Below are 19814 nucleotides of genomic sequence, written 5' to 3' on the forward strand. Positions count from 1 at the left end.
TTTTATTTTGCTATAATATTTTTTTGTTTACAAACCATAAATATCTTTAAAAACTTTTTGTAACCGAAATCAAAAAAGGATAGAAACCAGACTTTTATCCTCTGGTTTCTATCCTTTCTTGATCTTTTAACAGAAAACTGGTATTGAAAGAAACCCAAAGTCAAAACCCGGTTCCCTTTCCACCATCACAAAAAGGAACCATTTGGGGGTTTATTCCTCCACTGAATCCATAGTACTAAAAGTTGAAGCAAAACAACCAATAAAGCGGTGAGACGAAAACTGCTAAACAATATCCAAGATAAGACTTGCCCCAAAACTGACACAAAAAGACAACCATCAATCAATCGAGTCCAATCCGGTTTTATAAACAATATCATTAATACCACCACTGATAAAATCACAGAAAGCCAAGGAAAACAATTCCCATAGCCCAAAGGAATCATGCTAAAATAGGAATACTCTTTCGTTAATATTTTACCCGCAACCGCCCCAAAATCCATTGCAACTCCATTGGGCAATGCCATTGCAGCCATAGAAAGGATCGTGAAAAAAATGCTGATTCGTCTCTTATTCATTTTCATCCTCCTCGTCATCTGGTTTTACCATTTCGACCCCTATTCCAAACATATCACTCTTTATTATAGAGTATCATAAAACAAAGAAACAGACAAATTTCAAAATGAAATTTGTCTGTTTCTTTGGAGCTGGAAACGTGACTTGAACACGCGACCTGCGCATTACGAATGCGCTGCTCTACCAACTGAGCTATTCCAGCAAAAAAGGCCGATTCCACTGAACCCTAAAAATAAGTTCAGCTTATATAGTATACAAAAAAGTAATGCTTTCGTCAAGTATCGGCGGGTAATATTTTTAACGGAAATAAAGCCGATATCCTTATATTTTGCTTATAAAAACCGGAAATGAACCAGTCTATATTAGTGAAATAAAATCACATAAATATATTATCATTTTCAGGATACCTTATAATAAGGTTATCGAGTAACCCATAGAAAGAGTGATGATATGTCACCTAATTCCATTGGAAAAAACTTGCGTACTCTAAGAGAAAAATGCGGATATACTCAGCAGCATTTAGCAAATGTTTTGAGTATTGACCGTTCCACCTATTCGTATTATGAATCTGGAAAAACAACACCAGATATTTCATCCCTTATTCTGCTTGCCAATATTTTCTCTGTCAGCCTACAGGATTTATTAGGGCAAGAAGAGATTTCCCCTATTTTAAACGACTCCTCTGTAAAACCCTCTTCCAAACGGGTTACAGACAATAACAGCCACATTTATGACCTGAAAAAAGAAGAACTTCAGCTGATTGCCTTTTTTCGTGCCTGCTCCCCCGAGCAAAAGGAACAAATTATGAAAATAGCGGCAGAAATCCGAAATGAAAAATAATCAAAAACATCCCTTTGCGGAACAATCGGTTTCATGCTATACTAAGAAAGTACCATAGTATGCTGGAGGTGCCGCATGAAGTTTGACGCCTTTTCCGCCGGGATTGAGCCAGGCGGCCTAAGAAACACCAAAGAAATCCGGATTTTAATTTGTTATCTTCTGGTAAGCGTAAACACACCGTTTCGCAAAGAGGATATTATTGAAATTTTGCAGGAAAACGGCCTGGCTAATTATTTTGAAATAACAACGGCGCTTTCCGATTTAATAGAAAAGGGAAACATTGTACTGGAAAACGGTGTTTGTTCCCCAGGGGAATCTGCCAAAATGATCGCGAAACAATTAGACAGCACTATTCCCACCGCCGTACGGCAGCGCACTTTGTCAGCTGCACTGCGGCTTTTATCTAAAGTCAAAAGAGAACAGGAAAACGCTGTGGAAATTAATCACACCGACTTGGGATTTCAGGTGATGTGCCACATTTCCGGCGGCGATATGGAACTGATGTCGCTTTCCCTGTATGTGCCGGATTTGCAGCAAGCAAATCTGGTAAAACAAAACTTTCAGCAAGATCCGGACATCGTATACCGTGCCATGCTGGCCGCCGTCACCAAAGATGAAAAATTGATGATGGAAACACTGACTGAAATGAATATGAAAAATCAACCCTGATGAATTGTATCGCCGTCCATTGCAGCACGCATGGCGGCGATTTTTTTTGTGTCCGTTTGCCAAACTGCATATTCTTGCAATCCCTCCGGCTGCATCAGCCGCCGTTTTTTTCGGTTCTGCATCGGACTATCCGCTTTTTTCAGCCAGTTGCCCTGATAAACCGATGCCGCGGTTACCCGATAAAATGCTGCAAACTCCTGGGGCTCCATCTCTCCGGCCACCGTTACCTCCATATCATCGGCATTGATTAAAAGGCGTGCGATTAGCCCCCTCCCATCATAGCTGCGCCGGCACTGGCCAGAAGTCACCAGCCCGCCAAACCCCATCATTTTTGCCCGCTGAAAGGCTTCCTCTGGTTCCCGGCACTCATCAAAAGCTCGGTTTAAAACCATTTTCATTCGTCCAGCCAAAACAATCAGTTCATCTAAGCGCAGCACGTCCAGACTGCCATCCGGCATTAAAATACCGGTCAGCACCGCATCGGCTCCCGCGTCACGGAACAAAGCCACGTCATTTTTCATAATTTCAAACTCTGCCGAAGAACAGCAGTAATCCCCAAAGTGAGGCTTTACCAACACCGATACCGGCAAATCCAGATTATTTCGCACTTCATAAAACAAATTAATATTCGGCGTGGTTCCGCCCAAGGCCAGTCCGGAACAAATAACCAAGCGATCGGCGCCCGCCCGCTGTGCCTCAAATGCCGAATCTATCGTATCCACACAAACTTCTAATACCGCTCCCATACTCTACCTCCTGCCGCAAAGGAATTGATCTGTTTTTCGAAAGAAAACTGCTTAAAAAACCAATTGAACCAGCACCATATAAGTAATCGTACCTGCGGCGATGCTCAGCAGCGTGTTCCGCTTCCAAAGGTGAAGGAATATCACCGCAGCCAGAGCGATAGCCTCCGGCAAACCATAGGGCGCCACAGCCGGGCTGACCCCTTTTAGGCAATACACAATCAACATGCCCATCACGGCAGAAGGCAGCATTTTTCCCAAATACAATACCCACGAAGGGGTCGGCTTGTCCGCAGGGAACAGAAGAAAAGGAGCTGCCCGAAGCACCAGTGTAACCGCCGCCACCACTGCAACCAACAAAAAAGAGTGCCAAATTTCATTTGTCATTGCACCGGTTCCTCCCTTTCCAGTCGATTGCGAAACAAGAGGAATACCACCGTGATAGAAAGCATCGCTGGAATGATAAACCGCGAAGGCCCAAATATCACAAGGCAAAGAATCGAAAGGATAATTCCCAATATGGATGCACTGTGATTGGTTTCCGCCTTCCAGCGATCCAAAAAGATCACCGTGAACAGCGCAGTCATGACAAAATCAATTCCTTCGGAAGGAATATGCCAGATAGAACCGAACACCGCACCGATTACGCTTCCGGCAATCCAATAGCAATGGTTCAGCAGCGCAATCCAAAACAACAGCTGCTTTCGATCTGTGCCGGACTTTTCCTTTACCCCACAAAACAGCGAAAATGTTTCGTCCGTCAGGGAAAAAATCGCATAAGGCTTTTTCCGACCCATTTCCTTAAACTCATCCAACATGGCAATTCCGTAAAACAAATGCCGGGCATTTACCATTAAGGTCATCATCGCCGCCCCAATGAGAGACGCTGCCCCGGCCAGCAGGTCTACCATTACAAACTGCATTGAACCGGCATAGACAAACACACTCATCAAAAGTGCCCAAATCCAACTGTAACCCTTACTTTCTAAAAATACGCCAAAAGCAAACCCCAAAAACAAATATCCGGTCATCACCGGAATCGTATAATAAAAAGCTTCTTTTATAACCTGCCATCTTTTTTGCAAACCAAACCTCCCCCCGCCCTTTTCCATGCGCAGAGCAAGGGCAAACTATCCCTACCGTCAGATTTTTACTCTGAAAAAAATTCCCATCCATTCTGCCGCAAGATTATTCTAATTATAGCATGGAAGCAAAATATTTGACAAGATTCTCTGCCTGAAAACAGCTTTCAGAATTGGCAGAAAGATTTTTATAGAAAAAGAAACAAGGCTCCAGAATGCAATGCATTCTGGAGCCTTGGGGCGTATCATTGAAAAATTAAATTTAACAGCAGCAACAGGGTTACCCCCGGAATTCCGCCGGCAGCGGAAACACCAATGTTAAAAAGACTTACCGGGATACTGACTCCGGTAAAAAATCCGGACAGATTCACCACCGCCAGTGCGCCAACACCAATCACGATGCCGCCGGCAGCCCGCTGTACCGGATGTTTTGCGCCAAACAGCGCCTGTAAGGCCACGAGCAGCAGAAAAATACCGGCCGCAATCAATACTGTCGTAAGGCTCGGCACTGGAACGCCCCCCTTTTTGTTCTCATTCCTGTTTTTGAACCGCATTTTGGCGGCTGTGTCCGCCTTTTTTTACGGTACGGCAAAACCGGGCCGCAGAGTTACCTTTGCTTAGCACCCGATTTCTCAAAAAGGAGAAGCCGAAATTCCCTGTTGTCTGGCCGTCTGCAACAAATGGCGATACCGTGCCATCAATTCAATGCGCTGATGAACACATGCATCAATCAGATCTTCATTACATTCCATCTCAAACCACTTCTCGTTGCAGGCCAAAAGCCTTGAAACTTCTCTCAACTCTTCCAAAATTCGCCCGTCCTGTTTTGGTTCCTCCACAGGTTTTACTGCCTGCTGGATTACTCTGAGTACAGTTTCCATATTAGCTCCGCCTTTCGGTTTATCTTATGCTAATATGTTGGGCTTTTATGCCAATTTTATGCGATTTCGCTGGAATTTATTTCTTGGGGCAAAAAATCAATGCGCCCGGTCGGGACATCTGAGGCGGCTACAAGGATACGCATGGGCTGTCCAATCGTCATCCGTTTTCCGGTGCGCTGGTCCACTTGGGCAATCACTCCGTCAAATCGATAATCCGCATCGGGGAAAGCACCAATGGGCACAAAACCCTCTACACTGTTTTGCAGCTGAACAAAGACACCTCTTTGTGTCACCCCGCTGATCACCCCGTCAAACTCTTCCCCAATATGGGCCTTCATAAACTCCGCTTTATAGCAATCTTCTGCACTGCGCTCTGCCATCATGGCGCGAACTTCAAATTTAGAAGAATCGGAAGCAGCAGATGCGGCAAAAGAAGCAAACCGTAAAGCCAGCTCGATTTGCCCCAGTGACTGAGCCTGAGATAAAATCCGGTGAATGGCCAAATCCGGATATCGGCGGATAGGTGAAGTAAAGTGGCAATAATCTGCCAGTGCCAAACCAAAATGCCCCACCGGCTCGGTAGAATATTTCGCCTTATCCATGGTGCGCAAAATCTGATGAGAAATCACCCGCTCAGCCGGGGTGCCGCGAACCTGCTCTAAAAGCTCTGAAAAATCAGCCGGGGCAGGTTTTTCTTTGCGAAGCCGCTGGGTAGAAAAGCCCAAAAGACCTGCCAGGCTAACCAAAGCCTGTACCCGCTCCGGGTCCGGATCCTGATGGACGCGGTACACAAAGGGAAGCTGTTCTTCCTTGGCCAAACGAGCGGCCGCCTGATTTGCTGTAATCATCAGCATCTCAATCATCTCTTCAGCCTCACCCTGAACTCGGGGTTCTATATCCACACAAACACCGTTTTCATCCAGCGTAAATTTAGATTCTCCGCTTTCAAAGTCCATGGTTCCCTTTTCTTTGGAACGTTTTTTCAGAATATTAGCCAATTCTTTTCCGGTATCCAGTGTTTCAATCACCGCGCTATATTTGTTCTTAAGGCTTTCGTCTGCTTCTCCGGCCCACAGGCTGTTCACCTCTGCATACACGCCCCGCACCTTAGAATGGATGATGCTCTTGCGGAACCGATAACTTTCAATCTCACCGCGTTCATTCAGGCGAATCAAGGCAGAAAAGGTCAGCTTATCCTCTCCTGCATTTAAAGAACACGCCCCGTTAGACAAATCCTTGGGCAGCATGGGAATCACTCGGTCTGCAAAATAAACAGAGGTGCCCCTTAATTGAGCCTCATTATCGATGGCGCTATCCTCTGTCACATAGTGAGAAACATCGGCAATATGCACCCCAAGCTCAAATCCTTTTTCTGTGCGCCGAACACTGATGGCGTCATCCAAATCCTTGGCATCCGCGCCGTCAATGGTACAGATCATCTCCTGCCGCAAATCCAGCCGTTCGGCAATGTCCTGCTCTGTAATGGGTTTTGCAGCAGCCTGAGCCGCTTCATGCAATACCTCATCAGAAAAAGCAGTGGGAATTCCATTTTGATCAATAATCGCATCTGCACAGATTTTTGCACTATCTGCCTTGCCATACACTTTTACAATTCGGGCACTTAACTTTTCCTTGCGGGGAACACGGACAATTTCGGCCTGTACCTTATCCCCATGGCGCGCCCCCATCAGATCATTTTTAGAAATAGCCAAATTATATCGAATGGCAATATCCGGAATGAGTTCATGTCCGTTATACGATTTTTTCACCGTACCGGTGGTTGTCCACTGCCGTTTTTTAGTAATAGCGGCCACTTCCGCCTTTTTGCCTCGGGGCGTTTCGGTAATGTTTTTCAGAACAACCGTGTCGCCTACAATAGCACCCTTTAAACGGTCACTGGAAACATAAAAATCTTCTCGGCCGTTTTCGGGCCGCACAAAAGCAAACCCTTCTGACAAGGAATAAACCGTAGCCGTCACCTTGGGCTGGGCCGATTTCCCAAACACCTGATGACGTTTATTCACAATAATATCGCCCTGCTCCTGCATTTGATGCAAGGTGTCATAAAAAACCGATTTGTCCTTTACTCCCGATTTTTTCAGAAGTTCCTTGGAAGAAATCGCATGACGCAGTTTGGATAATACCTTTAAAATTGCCTCCGTTGGCGTTTTTTCTTTCTTTTTGATAGAAATCATCCTTTCCTGACAAAAAAAGCTCCGCTTTTCAGCGGAGCTTTTCGGCTGCATATTACTTCCCGGTAAAGAACATGATGGTGTTAATCGCGATAACAACCAGGAAAAAACCCACCGCTATCACTTTCGTCCAACGCGCCAGGAAAGCGTCGATGGAACGGGCCTTGTTCTTTGACAAAAATGTATCCGCGCCACCGGTAATCGCGCCTAAATTCTGCTGCTGTCCCTCTTGCAAAAGAACAATAACTACAATAGCAATAGCACAAAGCAACAGCACTACTCCAAAGAAAATTTCGAGTCCACTCATAATCGTACCTCCGAACGTACAATAAACACTTGTGTTTATGATACCACAATCTATTTTGTTTAGCAATGATTTTTGAAAAAATTATTGGACAAGCAGATGCAAATAAAGGTAATTTTCCTATTGTGCCCACTTTATCACCCAAAAGATATGTTCCAAAGCTTTCCAGTAAAACTCGCACATATCTTGGCTCACATGGGATATATTAAAGCCATGCAATTGAGAGTTTCGTGTGCGTTTGCATTTTCAATTGCTTGGACCGCCGCCGAATTGCTATTGGCTTTTTGGCGACGGTCTGTTTTTTTATTCGGGTGTTTTAAAAAAGACTGTCAACGGAAATTTGACCGAAAATTTAAAGTGTTTAAACAGCCTTATAAAGTCATCTGGTCTTTCAGGGCATCCTGCTCACTGGGAACCGTGCCGGTAGAAGGCAGCGTTTTCTTTCGATAACGATCCGGCGTTTCCAGCACTCCTTCCTGATACAGCTCTGCGCTTTGCAGATGATGCTTGGCCGCAGAGAAGGTCATCACATTCACGCCTTGGGTAGTACGCGTGGCTTTCGCAGGAACCGCAGCGGTGTGCACCAGAAGCATGCGCCCATTGGTCGCTGTCAGCAGCACCTCGCCCTCTTCTTTGCAGTACAGAGCGGCCACCAAAGGCGATTTATCACTGTAGGCACCCAACAAACGGCGACGATTTGTTTTTGTGGCATAAGCCGAAAGCTCAATCTTGGCAGCCTTTCCGTTTTCAAAACAGAACAGCATATGGCCCTGATAATCCGCGGTAGCCACCATATAAATGGCATTTTCGCCTTCTTCCATACCAGCTTTGGCAGGAATGTATTCGCCCATTACGCTGGCCTTTCCATCGCTCAAATCGCTGGCGCGAAGCTTATATACCTGACACCGGTCGGTAAAAAACAGCAAATCGCATCCATTGCTGGATTCCAGCGCCTGAGTGACTACGTCGCCCTCTTTCAGCTTTTGCTCCCCGCTCATACGCAAAGACTGGGGCGTAATCTTCTTAAAATATCCATCCCTTGTAAAGAACAGATGCACCGGATAATCGTCCACTTCTTCCTCGGGGGAATATTCCTCCAGTTCCGAAGCGTAAACCAGCATGGTTTTTCGGGGATGCGCATATTTTTTTGCCACATCTTTCAGTTCGGAAATAATCAGTGCCTGAATTTTAGCGCGGCTGTTCAGCAGATCCTGCAACTGGGCAATCTCTTGTTCCAACTGCTCGATTTCCTGAGTACGCTTTAAAATATATTCCCGATTTAAATGACGCAGCTTAATTTCCGCCACATATTCCGCCTGTATTTCGTCAATTCCGAAGCCAATCATCAAATTGCTTACAACTTCAGATTCTTCTTCGGTTTGCCGAACAATTGCAATGGCCTTGTCAATATCCAACAGAATTGCCTGAAGGCCACGCAAAAGGTGAAGCTTTTCCCGCTTTTTGCGCAGATCAAAATGGGTGCGGCGGCGTACACATTCCACCCGGAAAGCAACCCATTCCAACAATAACTCTTTCACGCCCAGCACACGGGGCACACCGGCAACCAGAACGTTAAAGTTACAAGAAAAATTGTCTTCAAGCGGTGTCATTTTAAACAGCCGCTGCATCAGTTTTTCCGGATCCACACCCCGTTTTAAATCAATGGTGATTTTCAGTCCGCCCAACCCGGTTTCATCGCGTATATCTGAAACTTCTTTCAGTTTGCCTTGACGAACCAATTCCACCACTTTTTCGACAATGGCTTCAATGGTGGTAGTCGGCGGTATTTGGGTAATATCAATGCAGTTGGCAGACTTGTCATAAGCATAGCGACTGCGAATTTTCACCCCGCCCCGGCCGGTGCGGTAAATTTCTTCCATAGAGGCCCTATCATAAACCACCTGTCCGCCGCCCGGAAAATCAGGAGCAAGCAAAGTGGAAGGCACATCAAATTCAGGGTCTCGAATCAGGCCAATGGTGGTCTGGCAGACTTCGCCCAGATTAAAGGGGCAAATATTGCTGGCCATACCAACCGCGATGCCGGTATTGGCATTCACCAGAATGGATGGAAAGCTGGCCGGCAGCAAGGTGGGTTCCTTCATGGTGTTGTCGTAGTTATCCACAAAATCCACGGTATCACGGTCAATATCCCGAAACAATTCCTGGCATAAATCATCCAGTTTCGCTTCGGTATAACGAGAAGCCGCCCACGCCATATCCCGGGAATAAAACTTACCAAAGTTCCCCTTAGAATCCACATAAGGGTGCAAAAGGGCTTCATATCCTCGGCTCAAACGCACCATTGTTTCATAAATTGCGGCATCACCGTGGGGATTCAGCTTCATGGTTTGTCCCACGATATTCGCACTCTTGGTGCGCGTGCCGCCGAGCAGCCCCATTTTGTACATGGTATATAAAATCTTCCGGTGAGAGGGCTTAAAGCCATCAATCTCCGGAATCGCCCGGGACATGATAACGCTCATGGCATAGGGCATATAGTTGTGCTCCAGCGTCTGGGTAATGGGCTGTTCCACCACCAATCCAGCGCCTTCAATCACACCCTTCCCCTTTGGGGGCGGGCTTTTCATATCCTTTTTTTTGTTTGCCAATCCTGTTTCCCCCTTAGCTTACATCGGCCGCATCCAGGTATTCGTGCCCGCTGCGGGCAATAAACTCTTTGCGCCCCGCCAGATTATCGCCCAAAAGCAAATCAAACACATCCGCTGTTTTCTGGGCATCCTCCGGCAACACCTGAATCAGCCGGCGCGTGGCAGGATTCATGGTGGTCAGGTTCATCATAGCCGGTTCGTTTTCACCCAAACCTTTCGAGCGCTGAATGTTATATTTCTGGCCTTCCAACTTTTGCATAATCTTACCCTTTTCCAGCTCGGTATAAGCAAAATAAGTCTGGCCTTTGCAGTTAATTTCAAACAATGGGGATTCCGCAATAAACACTTTGCCTTCCTCAATCAGTGTGGGCGTCAGCCGATACAGCATGGTGAGAAGAAGCGTGCGAATCTGAAAACCGTCCACGTCGGCATCGGTGCAAAGAATAACCTTGTTCCAGCGAAGCAGCGACAAATCGAAGGAGGATAAGTCCTTGTTGGCCTTGGATTTCACCTCTACCCCACAACCCAAAACCTTAATCAAATCGGTAATAATATCGCTTTTAAAGATTCGATCATAATCTGCTTTCAGGCAATTGAGGATTTTTCCCCGAATGGGCATAATGGCCTGAAAATCCGGGTCACGTGCCTGCTTACAGGCGCCCAACGCTGAATCTCCCTCCACAATAAAGATTTCCCGCTCTTCTGTTTTGCGGCTGCGGCAATCCACAAATTTTGCCACCCGATTGGTAACATCCATGTTGCTGGTGAGTTTCTTTTTCAGGTTCAAACGGGTTTTTTCGGCGTCCTCTCGGCTGCGCTTGTTAATCAGCACCTGAGCGGCAACTTTTTCGCCTTCCACGGGGTTTTCCAGAAAAAAGACCTCTAGCTGATGACGCAAAAGCTCGGTCATAGCCTCTTGAATTCCTTTATTGGTAATGGCTTTTTTGGTCTGGTTTTCATAAGAAGTCCGGTTTGAAAAAGAGGAAATGACCAGAATCAGACAGTCCTCCACATCGGCAAAAATAATCCGGCTCTCGTTTTTATTGTATTTTCCGGTCTGCTTTAAATACGAGTCTATTTGAGAAACAAAGGCGCTGCGCACCGCTTTGTCCGGCGCACCCCCATGCTCCAGCCAGCTGGAGTTATGATAATACTCGGTCACATGATTCCGGTTGGAAAAGGCCAATGCCACATTAATTTTTGTTTTATATTCGGGCTTGTCCGCTCTATCACGAACCCGCCGTTCGGCCTGCCAGCTTTGCATCTGAGTCAACGCATCTTCCCCCGCCAACTCCCGAACATGATCCAGAATTCCTTCCTGATAACAGAATTCCGTGGTTTCAAAGCCAGAATCTGTTTCAAAACGCAACAGAAAGCGAATGCCCTCGTTGACAATCGCCTGACGCTTCACCATATCCAGATAATATTCCCAAGGCACGGCAATGTCGGTAAACACCTGCAAATCCGGTTTCCACCGGATTTTGGTCCCGGTATCTTTTTTGGTATAAGGCTCCTTATTCAAGCCGCCCACATTTTCCCCATGTTCAAAATGTAATGTGTAGCGCATGCCATCCCTGCGAATATCCACATCCATATATTCTGCTGCGTACTGAGTCGAACAAAGACCCAAACCATTCAGCCCTAAAGAATATTCATAGCTTTCATCGGAATCGTTGTTGTACTTTCCGCCGGCATACAGCTCGCAAAACACCAACTCCCAATTATAGCGTTCTTCCTTGGGGTTAAAATCCACGGGAATACCGCGCCCGTGATCCTCCACCTCTATGGAATGATCCTGAAAGCAGGTGATGGTTATTTCCTTTCCAAAGCCTTCGCGGGCCTCATCGATGGAGTTAGAAAGGATTTCAAAGATAGAATGCTCGCAGCCCTCAATTCCATCCGAGCCAAAAATGACTGCCGGACGTCGACGCACTCGATCGGCGCCCTTCAGCGACGAGATGCTGTCGTTTCCGTAAACTGTTTTTTTCGCCATAGATACCCTCCAGCCAAAAAGCCACACCCCATTGGCATGGCCGGCAAAATTCTGTTTCCTTCCTGAAAATACGATTATACAATCTTTTTTGTAAAAAAGAAACGGTATGTGTCGACTTTATGACAAGGAAAGGGGGAAATGAAACATTTCCCCTTCCCTCGCATTATTATTCGGCTGTTACTTTTTACTGCTCCATGTCCGTCTGTTCCCCGGGCAATTCCCCGGTATTCCCCTCTGGTGCGGACTGTGCCGGCAAGGCCGATTCCAGCATCATCTTCTGGAATTCCTCGCCACTCATTTTTTCGTTCACAAACAAGTATTTCGCCACAGCATGCAGCTTATCCATATTGTCTATCAGAATTTTTTCCGCTTTCTGATAAGACGTGGTCAAAATATCTTTAATTTCCTTATCAATGGCCGACGCCGTGTTCTCAGAGTAATTGCGCACATGGCCCATATCTCGGCCCAAAAACGGCTCGCTGTTGTCAGAACCATAAGCCACAGTTCCCAACATTTCGCTCATGCCATATTTTGTGACCATCGCCCGAGCCGTTTTGGTTGCCCGCTCAATGTCATTAGAAGCACCGGTGGAAATATCATCCAGAACCAAAGCTTCAGCCACACGGCCACCCATCAGAACCATCAGATCTTCCAACATTTCTTTCTTGCGTTTATAGGAGCGATCTTCAGTTGGCAGCTGCATGGTATAGCCGCCTGCCATTCCTCGGGGGATAATCGAAATCTGATGCACCGGATCCTGCGTGGAGCAGAAATAGGTAACCACCGCATGCCCGCCTTCGTGATAAGCGGTCAGGGTTTTCTCCTGCTCGGTCATTACACGGCTCTTTTTCTCGGTTCCCACCACAACTTTAATCGTGGCTTCCTCAATTTCAGACATGGTGATAGCACGCAGATTTTTTCTGGCAGACAAAAGTGCTGCCTCGTTCAACAGGTTCTCCAAATCCGCTCCGGTAAATCCAGCGGTTGATTTGGCAATGGTTTTCAGGTTCACGTCAGGTGCAATCGGTTTGCCCCTGGCATGCACTTTCAAAATCTCTTCGCGGCCTTTAATGTCCGGGTAGCCCACCATTACCTGGCGGTCAAAACGGCCGGGACGCATCAGTGCCGGGTCAAGAATATCCGGGCGGTTGGTGGCGGCAATCATAATCACGCCTTCGTTGGCGCCAAAGCCGTCCATTTCCACCAGCAACTGGTTCAGTGTCTGTTCGCGCTCATCGTGCCCACCGCCAAGTCCGGCGCCGCGCTGACGACCCACTGCGTCAATTTCGTCGATAAAGATAATGCAGGGGGAGTTCTTTTTCGCCTGATCAAACAGATCACGCACACGAGATGCACCCACACCCACAAACATTTCTACAAAGTCGGAACCAGAGATGGAGAAGAACGGAACTCCGGCTTCGCCTGCTACCGCACGAGCCAGCAGTGTTTTACCGGTACCGGGAGGTCCCACCAAAAGTACGCCTTTGGGAATTCGTGCACCCAATTCGTTATACTTTTTGGGGTTTTTGAGGAACTCCACAATTTCGCGCAGTTCTTCTTTTTCCTCATCAGCACCCGCCACATCAGCAAAGGTGGTCTTGCGCTTTTCATCCGCCATCTGCTTCACTTTGGCTTTGCCAAAATTCATCTGCTTTCCGGCGTCTCCCATACTGCTGTTCAGGCGCTTCATCATGAACCACCAGAACACCAGCATACCTGCCAAGAGCAAAATCGTCGGAATCAGGCTGGCCAGCCAAGAGGTTTCTGCCGGACGTTTTAAGTCATATTCCATCGGTTTGTCCGGGTGCGCCGCATTGTACTTTTCGATGTGAGGATGAATTTCTTCATACATAATCACTACGTTGGGCGCAGTATAAGCGATATTCGTGCCATTTTCCAGGTTCAGCTGCATTTCACCGCTGCCAAAATCCATTTCAAAGTTGGTGACCTGCTGGGCTTGGAAGTAGCCGATAATTTCGGAATATTTATGAGCCTTCTGCGGTTTCACATTGCCGTAGATACTTGCCATAATAATGATAATCAGGATAGGAACGCCTAAATAAATCAATAGATTCCGCAGATTTTTCTTGTTATCCAAAATGAGTTCACTCCTCTCCTTTTGCGATGATAGCCAGAAATCTTACCCACCATAAACATGCGGTTTTAAAACACCCACATATGGCAGGTTTCTGTAAGTTTCATTATAATCAAGGCCATAGCCTACAATAAACTCATCCGGAACAACTGTGCCCACATAGTCCGCCTTTATCGGCGCGGTACGGCGCTCAGGCTTATCGAACAGAGTGCAAATTCGGATGCTTTCAGGGCCACGGGACTGCAAAAGTTCCCGTATGTAACTGAGCGTCACTCCGCTATCCAGAATATCTTCCACCACCAGCAAATCATATCCGGCCAGCGGCAGATCCAAATCTTTGGTGATTTTTACTACGCCGGAAGATCTTGTCCCGGCTCCGTAACTGGAAACCGCCATAAAGTCAATGCGGCAGGGGATGGTAATAGCGCGGGTTAAATCCGCCATAAAAACAAAGGAGCCTTTCAGAACACTGACCACCAGCAAATTTTTGCCTTCGTAGTCCTTGCTGATGCGCTCCCCCAACCCGCGGACGATTTCCGAGAGCTGCTTCTCACTAAATAGAACCTCTTTGATATCGTTGGTCATGAATTGCACTCCTTAATGCTAATGTATGCGATCTGTTTGGTATCGGGCCGGACACGGGCCGATTCAGAGGCGCCGATTCCTTCAATCCACAGGATCTGCCCATGATGCTCCAACATCAAAAGTCTGCTCCGCAGAGAAGAAGAAATCCCCTCCTCATTCAACAGTTTTTTCAGGCTTTTTGTCACGCCCCGGCCTGCAGGTGAAAAGGAATCCCCCGGCCGACGGCCTCTGATGATGGAATTATACCCTATTGTATCATAATCCAGCGCGTTATGAAACAATAAATTATGAAATTTCTGAGGCATATTTTCGTATTCCTCACGGTTTAATGTTTTTATTATGACCTCTCTGCCATCCGGTGTCAAGGTTTTGGGGAATTCCAGCGGCACACTCCAGCATTTTTCCGGTTCTGGGCGCGTTTTTAGCCGCAAAATACCGTTTTCTGCCTGATAAAACAGGCCGCTTCCGGCATCCACTAACCCCTTTCCGGATACCAGCAGATGCATCACGGCCTCCACCCGTTCCCGGGACAAGGCAGGAATACCCGCTTCCCCATGAATTTGCCGAATCGCTCTGGACAAAATGGGGCGGGGCAAATTTAAAAGCACCGAGATACAATAACCATCCTTTTGCCGTGCTGCCAAAACCGCCTGTTCTGCCTGCTGCAAAAGGCATGTTTCGTCCTCTGCCACAAGCTCTGTCATACGAAAAATTGCCTGTTCAAAAGATGGGTTCAGCTCTTTTAAAACCGGAACTATATCCAGTCGAACCCGGTTTCGAGCATATTCCCGGCTGAAATTACTGGCATCGGTCACATAAGAAAGGCCATAAAAAGCGCAGTATTCTTCCACCTCTTGCCGTGTTATCCCAATCAGCGGACGGATAATGCGTTCCCTCACAGGGGGAATCCCACAAAGGCCTTTGGTCCCGGAACCCCGGGCCAAATGCAGAAGAACCGTTTCGGTTTGATCAGACAAAGTATGGGCGGTGGCGATTTTATCCCCCGGCTGACAAAGGGACTCAAAAAAGCCGTAACGAATCCGCCGTCCGGCTTCCTCAATGCCTTCTCCGTGCTCGGCTGCCTGAGCTGCCACATCGGTGCAAAGCACCTGCAACGAAATCCCCTTTTTTTCACAGAATTGGCGCACAAACGCCTCATCTGCATCCGCATGTTCACCCCGCAGGCCGTGGTTTACATGAGCCGCCACAAGGGGTATGCCGGCTTGCCATAAAAAATGAACCAGCACCATCGAATCCGCACCGCCGGAAAACCCGGCCACCACACGCTTGGCACTGCTCAGCATGGAATAGCGCCTGATTACCCGCCAGATTTTCTCTTCTGCCGCCGGTACGCTATCCTTTTTATTCACTGCGGACAACCTCCTGAGAAGTAAATCGCATAAACTCACCCTGCCAGTGCAGCGGAACGGTCTTGAGTTCCCCGTGCCGGTTCTTTGCCACAATGCATTCACCGCTGTTGCGGTCTGCATTTTCATCCGGCGCACCCGCGCCCTGATAATAATCTTCACGATACAAAAACAAAACCACGTCGGCATCCTGTTCGATGGAACCGGAATCTCTCAAATCTGAAAGAACCGGCCGATGCTCGGTGCGCTTTTCACTGGCACGAGCCAACTGAGAAAGCGTCAGCACCGGAACATTCAATTCCTTGGCCATAATTTTCAGATTTCTGGTGATTTCAGAAATTTCCTGCACACGGTTATCAATTCGGCGGGAACTGGACATCAGCTGTAAATAGTCGATGACAATCATATCCACATCTTTGAGCCTGCGCACCTTCGCCTTCATTTCCGGCACGGTAATGCCAGAGCTGTCGTCAAAATACATCTGTGCCTTAGAAAGAATATCCCCGGCTTCAATCAGGCGCATCCATTCGCCTTCGCTGAGCTGGCCGGTGCGCAGTTTGGTTCCGCCCACCATCGCTTCGGTAGAAAGCAGCCGGGATGCCAACTGCTCCTTGCTCATTTCCAGTGAGAAAAAGGCCACCCGTTTGTTGGCAATGACTGCCGCGTGCCGGGCAATGTTCAGCGCAAAGCTGGTTTTACCCATACCGGGGCGGGCTGCCAAAATTAAAAGATCAGAACGGTTCAGGCCTGTAATGGTATCATCCAATGCCTTGATTCCCGTGGGAATCCCCTGATACTTGTCCTTATCCGGGCCATTGAGCAAATCCAGCCGATCAAACGTATCTAAAATGATCTCATTAACCCGCTGTAATCCCTGCATATTCTTACCGCGGCGAATATCAAATATGCGCTGTTCCGCCGAATCCAACAGAGTAGATGCTTCTGCTCCGTTTTCACGGGCATCGTCCAGAATTCCTCTCGCTGTCTGAATCAAGGTGCGCACATCGTACTTATCCCGCACAATTTTGGCATAGGTTTCTACATTGGAAATAGAGGGCACAATCTGTGCCAGCTGCATCAAATAGGTTTTCCCCGAGGATTCGTCAAAACGGGGAGTTTCCTTTAGCTTTTCCAAAAGCGTCACAAAATCCACCGGCTGGCCCAGCGTGAACATTTCCAGCATAGCGGTATAAATCAAAACGTGATTTACCTGATGAAAATAATCGGGACGCGGAAGAATTTCCGCGACCCGGTCTAGACAGGAAGAATCCAGCAGGACAGCTCCCAGCACGGATTGCTCCGCCTCTGGGCTGAACGGCAGATCCATTCCGTCATATCCTGTTGTCAAATGAATCGGATCCATTCAAATCCCCCTGTAAGGCCCTTTGGGCCTGCAATTTATTCGGTCTTTTCGCCCACCACTGCAAACACTTTTGCCGTTACGCTCGGGTGCAGCTTTACTTCACATTCATAGGTGCCAAAGGCCTTAATATCCCCGGGCAGTTCTACTTTCCGTTTATCCACATCCGCACCAAACTGTTTTTTAATGGCTTCGGCAATTTCTTTTGCGGTCACAGAGCCAAACAGCTTGCCGCCCTGTCCGGCAGTGGCAGTCAGCTTTACGCTTTTGCCTTCAATGGTCTGTTTCACCTTCTGGGCGTTTTCCAGCTCCGTCTTTGCACGAAAAGCCTTTGCTTCTTCGGCATTTTTCAGTTCATTCATTGCCTGGGCATTGGCTTCCTTGGCAAGCTTTCTGGGCAACAGAAAATTTCTGGCATAACCGTCCGAAACCTCTATCAGCTCTCCCTTTTTTCCGCTTCCTTTAACATCCTGCAATAAAATAACCTTCATGGAAATCCCTCCGTTAAATCTATTTGACACTTCCCTGCGCAGGCAAATTCAGCTTACTCGCCTTTTGCAGATTGTTGTTAATCACCGATACCAACGTATCTCTTGCCTGCTGCAAACTGGTGCCCTTCAGTTGTACCGCCGCCATCGTTAAATGGCCGCCGCCGCCCAAAACCTCCATAATCACCTGAACATTCACATCCCCCAAAGAGCGGGCAGAAATATTCACCACATTCCCCGTGGGGTAAATGACAAAAGAGGCACTGACGCCTTGAATGGACAAAAGCTCATCAGCCGCCTGAGCTGCTGCAACACGGATGTCGCTGGTTTCTTCCTCTGCACACACAATGGCGCAGTTGCTGTAAATTTCAGCGGACGAAACCATCTGGTACTTGGTTTTATAGGTATCAATGCTATTGGAGAACAAGCGCTTGACCTCAACGGTGTCTGCCCCCCTGCGCCGCAGATAGGCCGCCGCTTCAAAGGTTCGAACACCGGTTTTAAGAACAAAATTCTTGGTGTCCAGCATAATGCCCGCCAAAAGTGCTTCCGCTTCAATGCGGGACAGAGATTTTTCACTGATGTACTGAACCAGTTCGGTCACCAGTTCCGCCGCAGAGCTGGCATAAGGCTCGTGATAAAATACTATGGCATTGCTGATGTGCTTCACCATCATCCGGTGGTGATCAATTACCACCACTTTTGACGCCCGATTGAGAAGCTCTTCGCTTTCCACAAATTCCTGCGAATGGGTATCCACCACAATTAACAGGCTTTTGGCCGTTACTTTGGAAAGCGCTTCCTCCGGAGCAAGGAAAATCGTTTGATCCGGCAAAGCTCGTTCCATGCTTTCAATAATAGGCACAGCCATGCTTTGGGCACGGTTAACCACAATATATGCCGGTTTTCCAAGCCCCTTAAAAACGGCGCTCCACATGCCGACAGCCGCTCCCACAGCATCCAAATCGGAATACTTGTGCCCCATAATGAACACGGTATCACTCTCTTTGACATGGTCGCTGAGGGTGGCCGCAATGACCCGGGTTCTCACTTTGTCGCGTTTTTCCACTCCTTTGGAAAGGCCGCCGAAAAACTCATAAGAGCCGTCATCCTGCTTCACAGCGACCTGATCGCCGCCGCGCCCCAAAGCCATATCCAGCGCCTGACGCGCCCAAAGCTCGCCCTCTGCAAAACTGGAAGCCCCCCGTCCCACACCAATAGAAACCGTGGCACTGCGGTTGTCTTCGGTTTTCACCGTGCGCACCGCATCCAGCACCTCAAAGCGTTTTTTCACATCTTCCCGGATATGGGCTTCATCGGTCATAATCAAATACCGCCCGCCGGAAGTCTTTTTTAAAAATCCCCCGGTGCCCTTGGTCCAATCGCGTAAAAGTTCTTCCACCCGGGCAGAGATTCGGGCATCTTCGCCGCTGGCGCTGTCCCGAATCAGTTCTTCCCGGTTATCAAACAGCGCCAAAGCTACAACCGGGCGCTGCTCACCGTATCGGCGGCTGATGTCTTTATAGTATGTATTGTCCACAAAGTACAGCACATAGCCGTTCCTTGTAGACATAGAATACACCGTGTACTGACGTTCCCCAACCTGGGTGTCGATGCCTTCCCCCTCTACCGCCTGTTCCAACGTGTGGGGGGATAAAAACCGGGCGATGTTTTCGCCCCGGCAATCTTCCCCAAGACTGACCTCACTGGAAAAACGGCTGTTAAACCAGATGACATCGCCCAGCTTTCCCACCAAAACAGCCGGTATAGAAAACTCATGAAGAGCGCGGTAATCCGACGCCGACAGTATTTTCTCCGCACTTTTAACAGCCGTACCGACATACAGCTTAAAGTACCAGTTTGCCATGGCTACCGCCGCAAACGCCAGCACAGACAAAACAATCTCCGCATAGAAGATTCTGCTGTCCCAGAACCGGCTGAGCAAAGCCATCAGCAGCATAACTGCCGCGATGCCATAAAACACGGGTGAGGTGGCCCATATTTTCCGTTTCAAAACGATTTCTCCTTTAAAG

18 protein-coding genes and 1 tRNA gene are annotated in these 19814 nt (G+C 47.8%); 2 read left to right on the plus strand and 17 right to left on the minus strand.

Going from position 1 to position 19814, the window contains the following annotated elements:
• Positions 1 to 185: 185 nt before the first annotated feature.
• Positions 186 to 575 carry a hypothetical protein gene (locus C1A02_RS10320; protein ID WP_101698147.1) on the minus strand — a complete coding sequence of 130 codons (390 nt, stop codon included), beginning with the start codon at positions 573 to 575 and terminating at the stop codon, positions 186 to 188.
• A 124-nt stretch (positions 576 to 699) separates the two neighbouring features.
• Positions 700 to 775, minus strand: a tRNA-Thr gene (locus tag C1A02_RS10325).
• 248 nt (positions 776 to 1023) lie between these two features.
• Between C1A02_RS10325 and C1A02_RS10330 the strand changes: the two genes are divergently transcribed.
• On the plus strand, positions 1024 to 1413 hold the full coding sequence (locus tag C1A02_RS10330) for a helix-turn-helix domain-containing protein (RefSeq protein ID WP_101698148.1): 390 nt from the start codon (positions 1024 to 1026) through the stop codon (positions 1411 to 1413).
• A 75-nt stretch (positions 1414 to 1488) separates the two neighbouring features.
• Positions 1489 to 2082, plus strand: a complete 594-nt coding sequence (locus C1A02_RS10335) for a DUF4364 family protein (RefSeq protein ID WP_101698149.1) — start codon at positions 1489 to 1491, stop codon at positions 2080 to 2082.
• Here the strand turns inward: C1A02_RS10335 and C1A02_RS10340 are convergent.
• From C1A02_RS10340 to C1A02_RS10410, 15 genes are all read right to left on the minus strand, one after another.
• Positions 2073 to 2828, minus strand: coding sequence for a copper homeostasis protein CutC (locus C1A02_RS10340; protein WP_101698150.1), 756 nt, complete (start codon positions 2826 to 2828; stop codon positions 2073 to 2075). The genes C1A02_RS10335 and C1A02_RS10340 overlap by 10 nt on opposite strands.
• 51 nt (positions 2829 to 2879) lie before the next feature.
• Entirely contained in the window at positions 2880 to 3212 is a 333-nt protein-coding gene (locus C1A02_RS10345) for a branched-chain amino acid transporter permease (protein ID WP_101698151.1), read from the minus strand.
• Positions 3209 to 3910, minus strand: a complete 702-nt coding sequence (locus C1A02_RS10350) for an AzlC family ABC transporter permease (protein ID WP_101698152.1) — start codon at positions 3908 to 3910, stop codon at positions 3209 to 3211. Before C1A02_RS10350 ends, C1A02_RS10345 begins: the two co-directional genes overlap by 4 nt.
• 242 nt (positions 3911 to 4152) lie before the next feature.
• Positions 4153 to 4416 (minus strand): pro-sigmaK processing inhibitor BofA family protein, encoded by a 264-nt coding sequence (locus tag C1A02_RS10355; RefSeq protein WP_101698153.1) that lies wholly within the window; start codon positions 4414 to 4416, stop codon positions 4153 to 4155.
• Positions 4417 to 4539: 123 nt separating this feature from the next.
• Positions 4540 to 4788: a hypothetical protein gene (locus tag C1A02_RS10360; protein WP_101698154.1), complete on the minus strand. Its 249-nt coding sequence runs from the start codon at positions 4786 to 4788 to the stop codon at positions 4540 to 4542.
• A gap of 56 nt (positions 4789 to 4844) precedes the next feature.
• Positions 4845 to 6983 (minus strand): ribonuclease R, encoded by a 2139-nt coding sequence (rnr, locus tag C1A02_RS10365; protein ID WP_101698327.1) that lies wholly within the window; start codon positions 6981 to 6983, stop codon positions 4845 to 4847.
• A gap of 52 nt (positions 6984 to 7035) precedes the next feature.
• Positions 7036 to 7287: a preprotein translocase subunit SecG gene (gene secG / locus C1A02_RS10370; RefSeq protein ID WP_101698155.1), complete on the minus strand. Its 252-nt coding sequence runs from the start codon at positions 7285 to 7287 to the stop codon at positions 7036 to 7038.
• Between the two features lie 368 nt (positions 7288 to 7655).
• A complete protein-coding gene (locus tag C1A02_RS10375) occupies positions 7656 to 9872 on the minus strand; it encodes a DNA gyrase subunit A (RefSeq protein ID WP_207204903.1) in 2217 nt (738 codons plus the stop codon).
• A gap of 34 nt (positions 9873 to 9906) precedes the next feature.
• Positions 9907 to 11886: a DNA gyrase/topoisomerase IV subunit B gene (locus C1A02_RS10380; RefSeq protein WP_101698157.1), complete on the minus strand. Its 1980-nt coding sequence runs from the start codon at positions 11884 to 11886 to the stop codon at positions 9907 to 9909.
• Positions 11887 to 12070: 184 nt separating this feature from the next.
• On the minus strand, positions 12071 to 13984 hold the full coding sequence (gene ftsH, locus C1A02_RS10385) for an ATP-dependent zinc metalloprotease FtsH (protein WP_101698158.1): 1914 nt from the start codon (positions 13982 to 13984) through the stop codon (positions 12071 to 12073).
• 42 nt (positions 13985 to 14026) lie between these two features.
• Positions 14027 to 14566, minus strand: a complete 540-nt coding sequence (gene hpt / locus C1A02_RS10390) for a hypoxanthine phosphoribosyltransferase (RefSeq protein ID WP_101698159.1) — start codon at positions 14564 to 14566, stop codon at positions 14027 to 14029.
• Positions 14563 to 15936 (minus strand): tRNA lysidine(34) synthetase TilS, encoded by a 1374-nt coding sequence (gene tilS, locus C1A02_RS10395; RefSeq protein ID WP_243577988.1) that lies wholly within the window; start codon positions 15934 to 15936, stop codon positions 14563 to 14565. Before tilS ends, hpt begins: the two co-directional genes overlap by 4 nt.
• The gene (gene dnaB, locus C1A02_RS10400; protein ID WP_101698160.1) at positions 15929 to 17296 is read right to left on the minus strand and encodes a replicative DNA helicase; all 1368 of its coding nucleotides are present in this window, start codon (positions 17294 to 17296) and stop codon (positions 15929 to 15931) included. Before dnaB ends, tilS begins: the two co-directional genes overlap by 8 nt.
• 35 nt (positions 17297 to 17331) lie before the next feature.
• Positions 17332 to 17784 (minus strand): 50S ribosomal protein L9, encoded by a 453-nt coding sequence (gene rplI / locus C1A02_RS10405; RefSeq protein ID WP_101698161.1) that lies wholly within the window; start codon positions 17782 to 17784, stop codon positions 17332 to 17334.
• 19 nt (positions 17785 to 17803) lie between these two features.
• Positions 17804 to 19795 (minus strand): DHH family phosphoesterase, encoded by a 1992-nt coding sequence (locus tag C1A02_RS10410; RefSeq protein WP_101698162.1) that lies wholly within the window; start codon positions 19793 to 19795, stop codon positions 17804 to 17806.
• Between the last annotated feature and the right edge of the window lie 19 nt (positions 19796 to 19814).

The organism is Clostridium minihomine, from assembly GCF_900240385.1.
In the GTDB taxonomy this organism is placed as follows: Bacteria; Bacillota; Clostridia; order Oscillospirales; family Acutalibacteraceae; genus Faecalispora; species Faecalispora minihomine.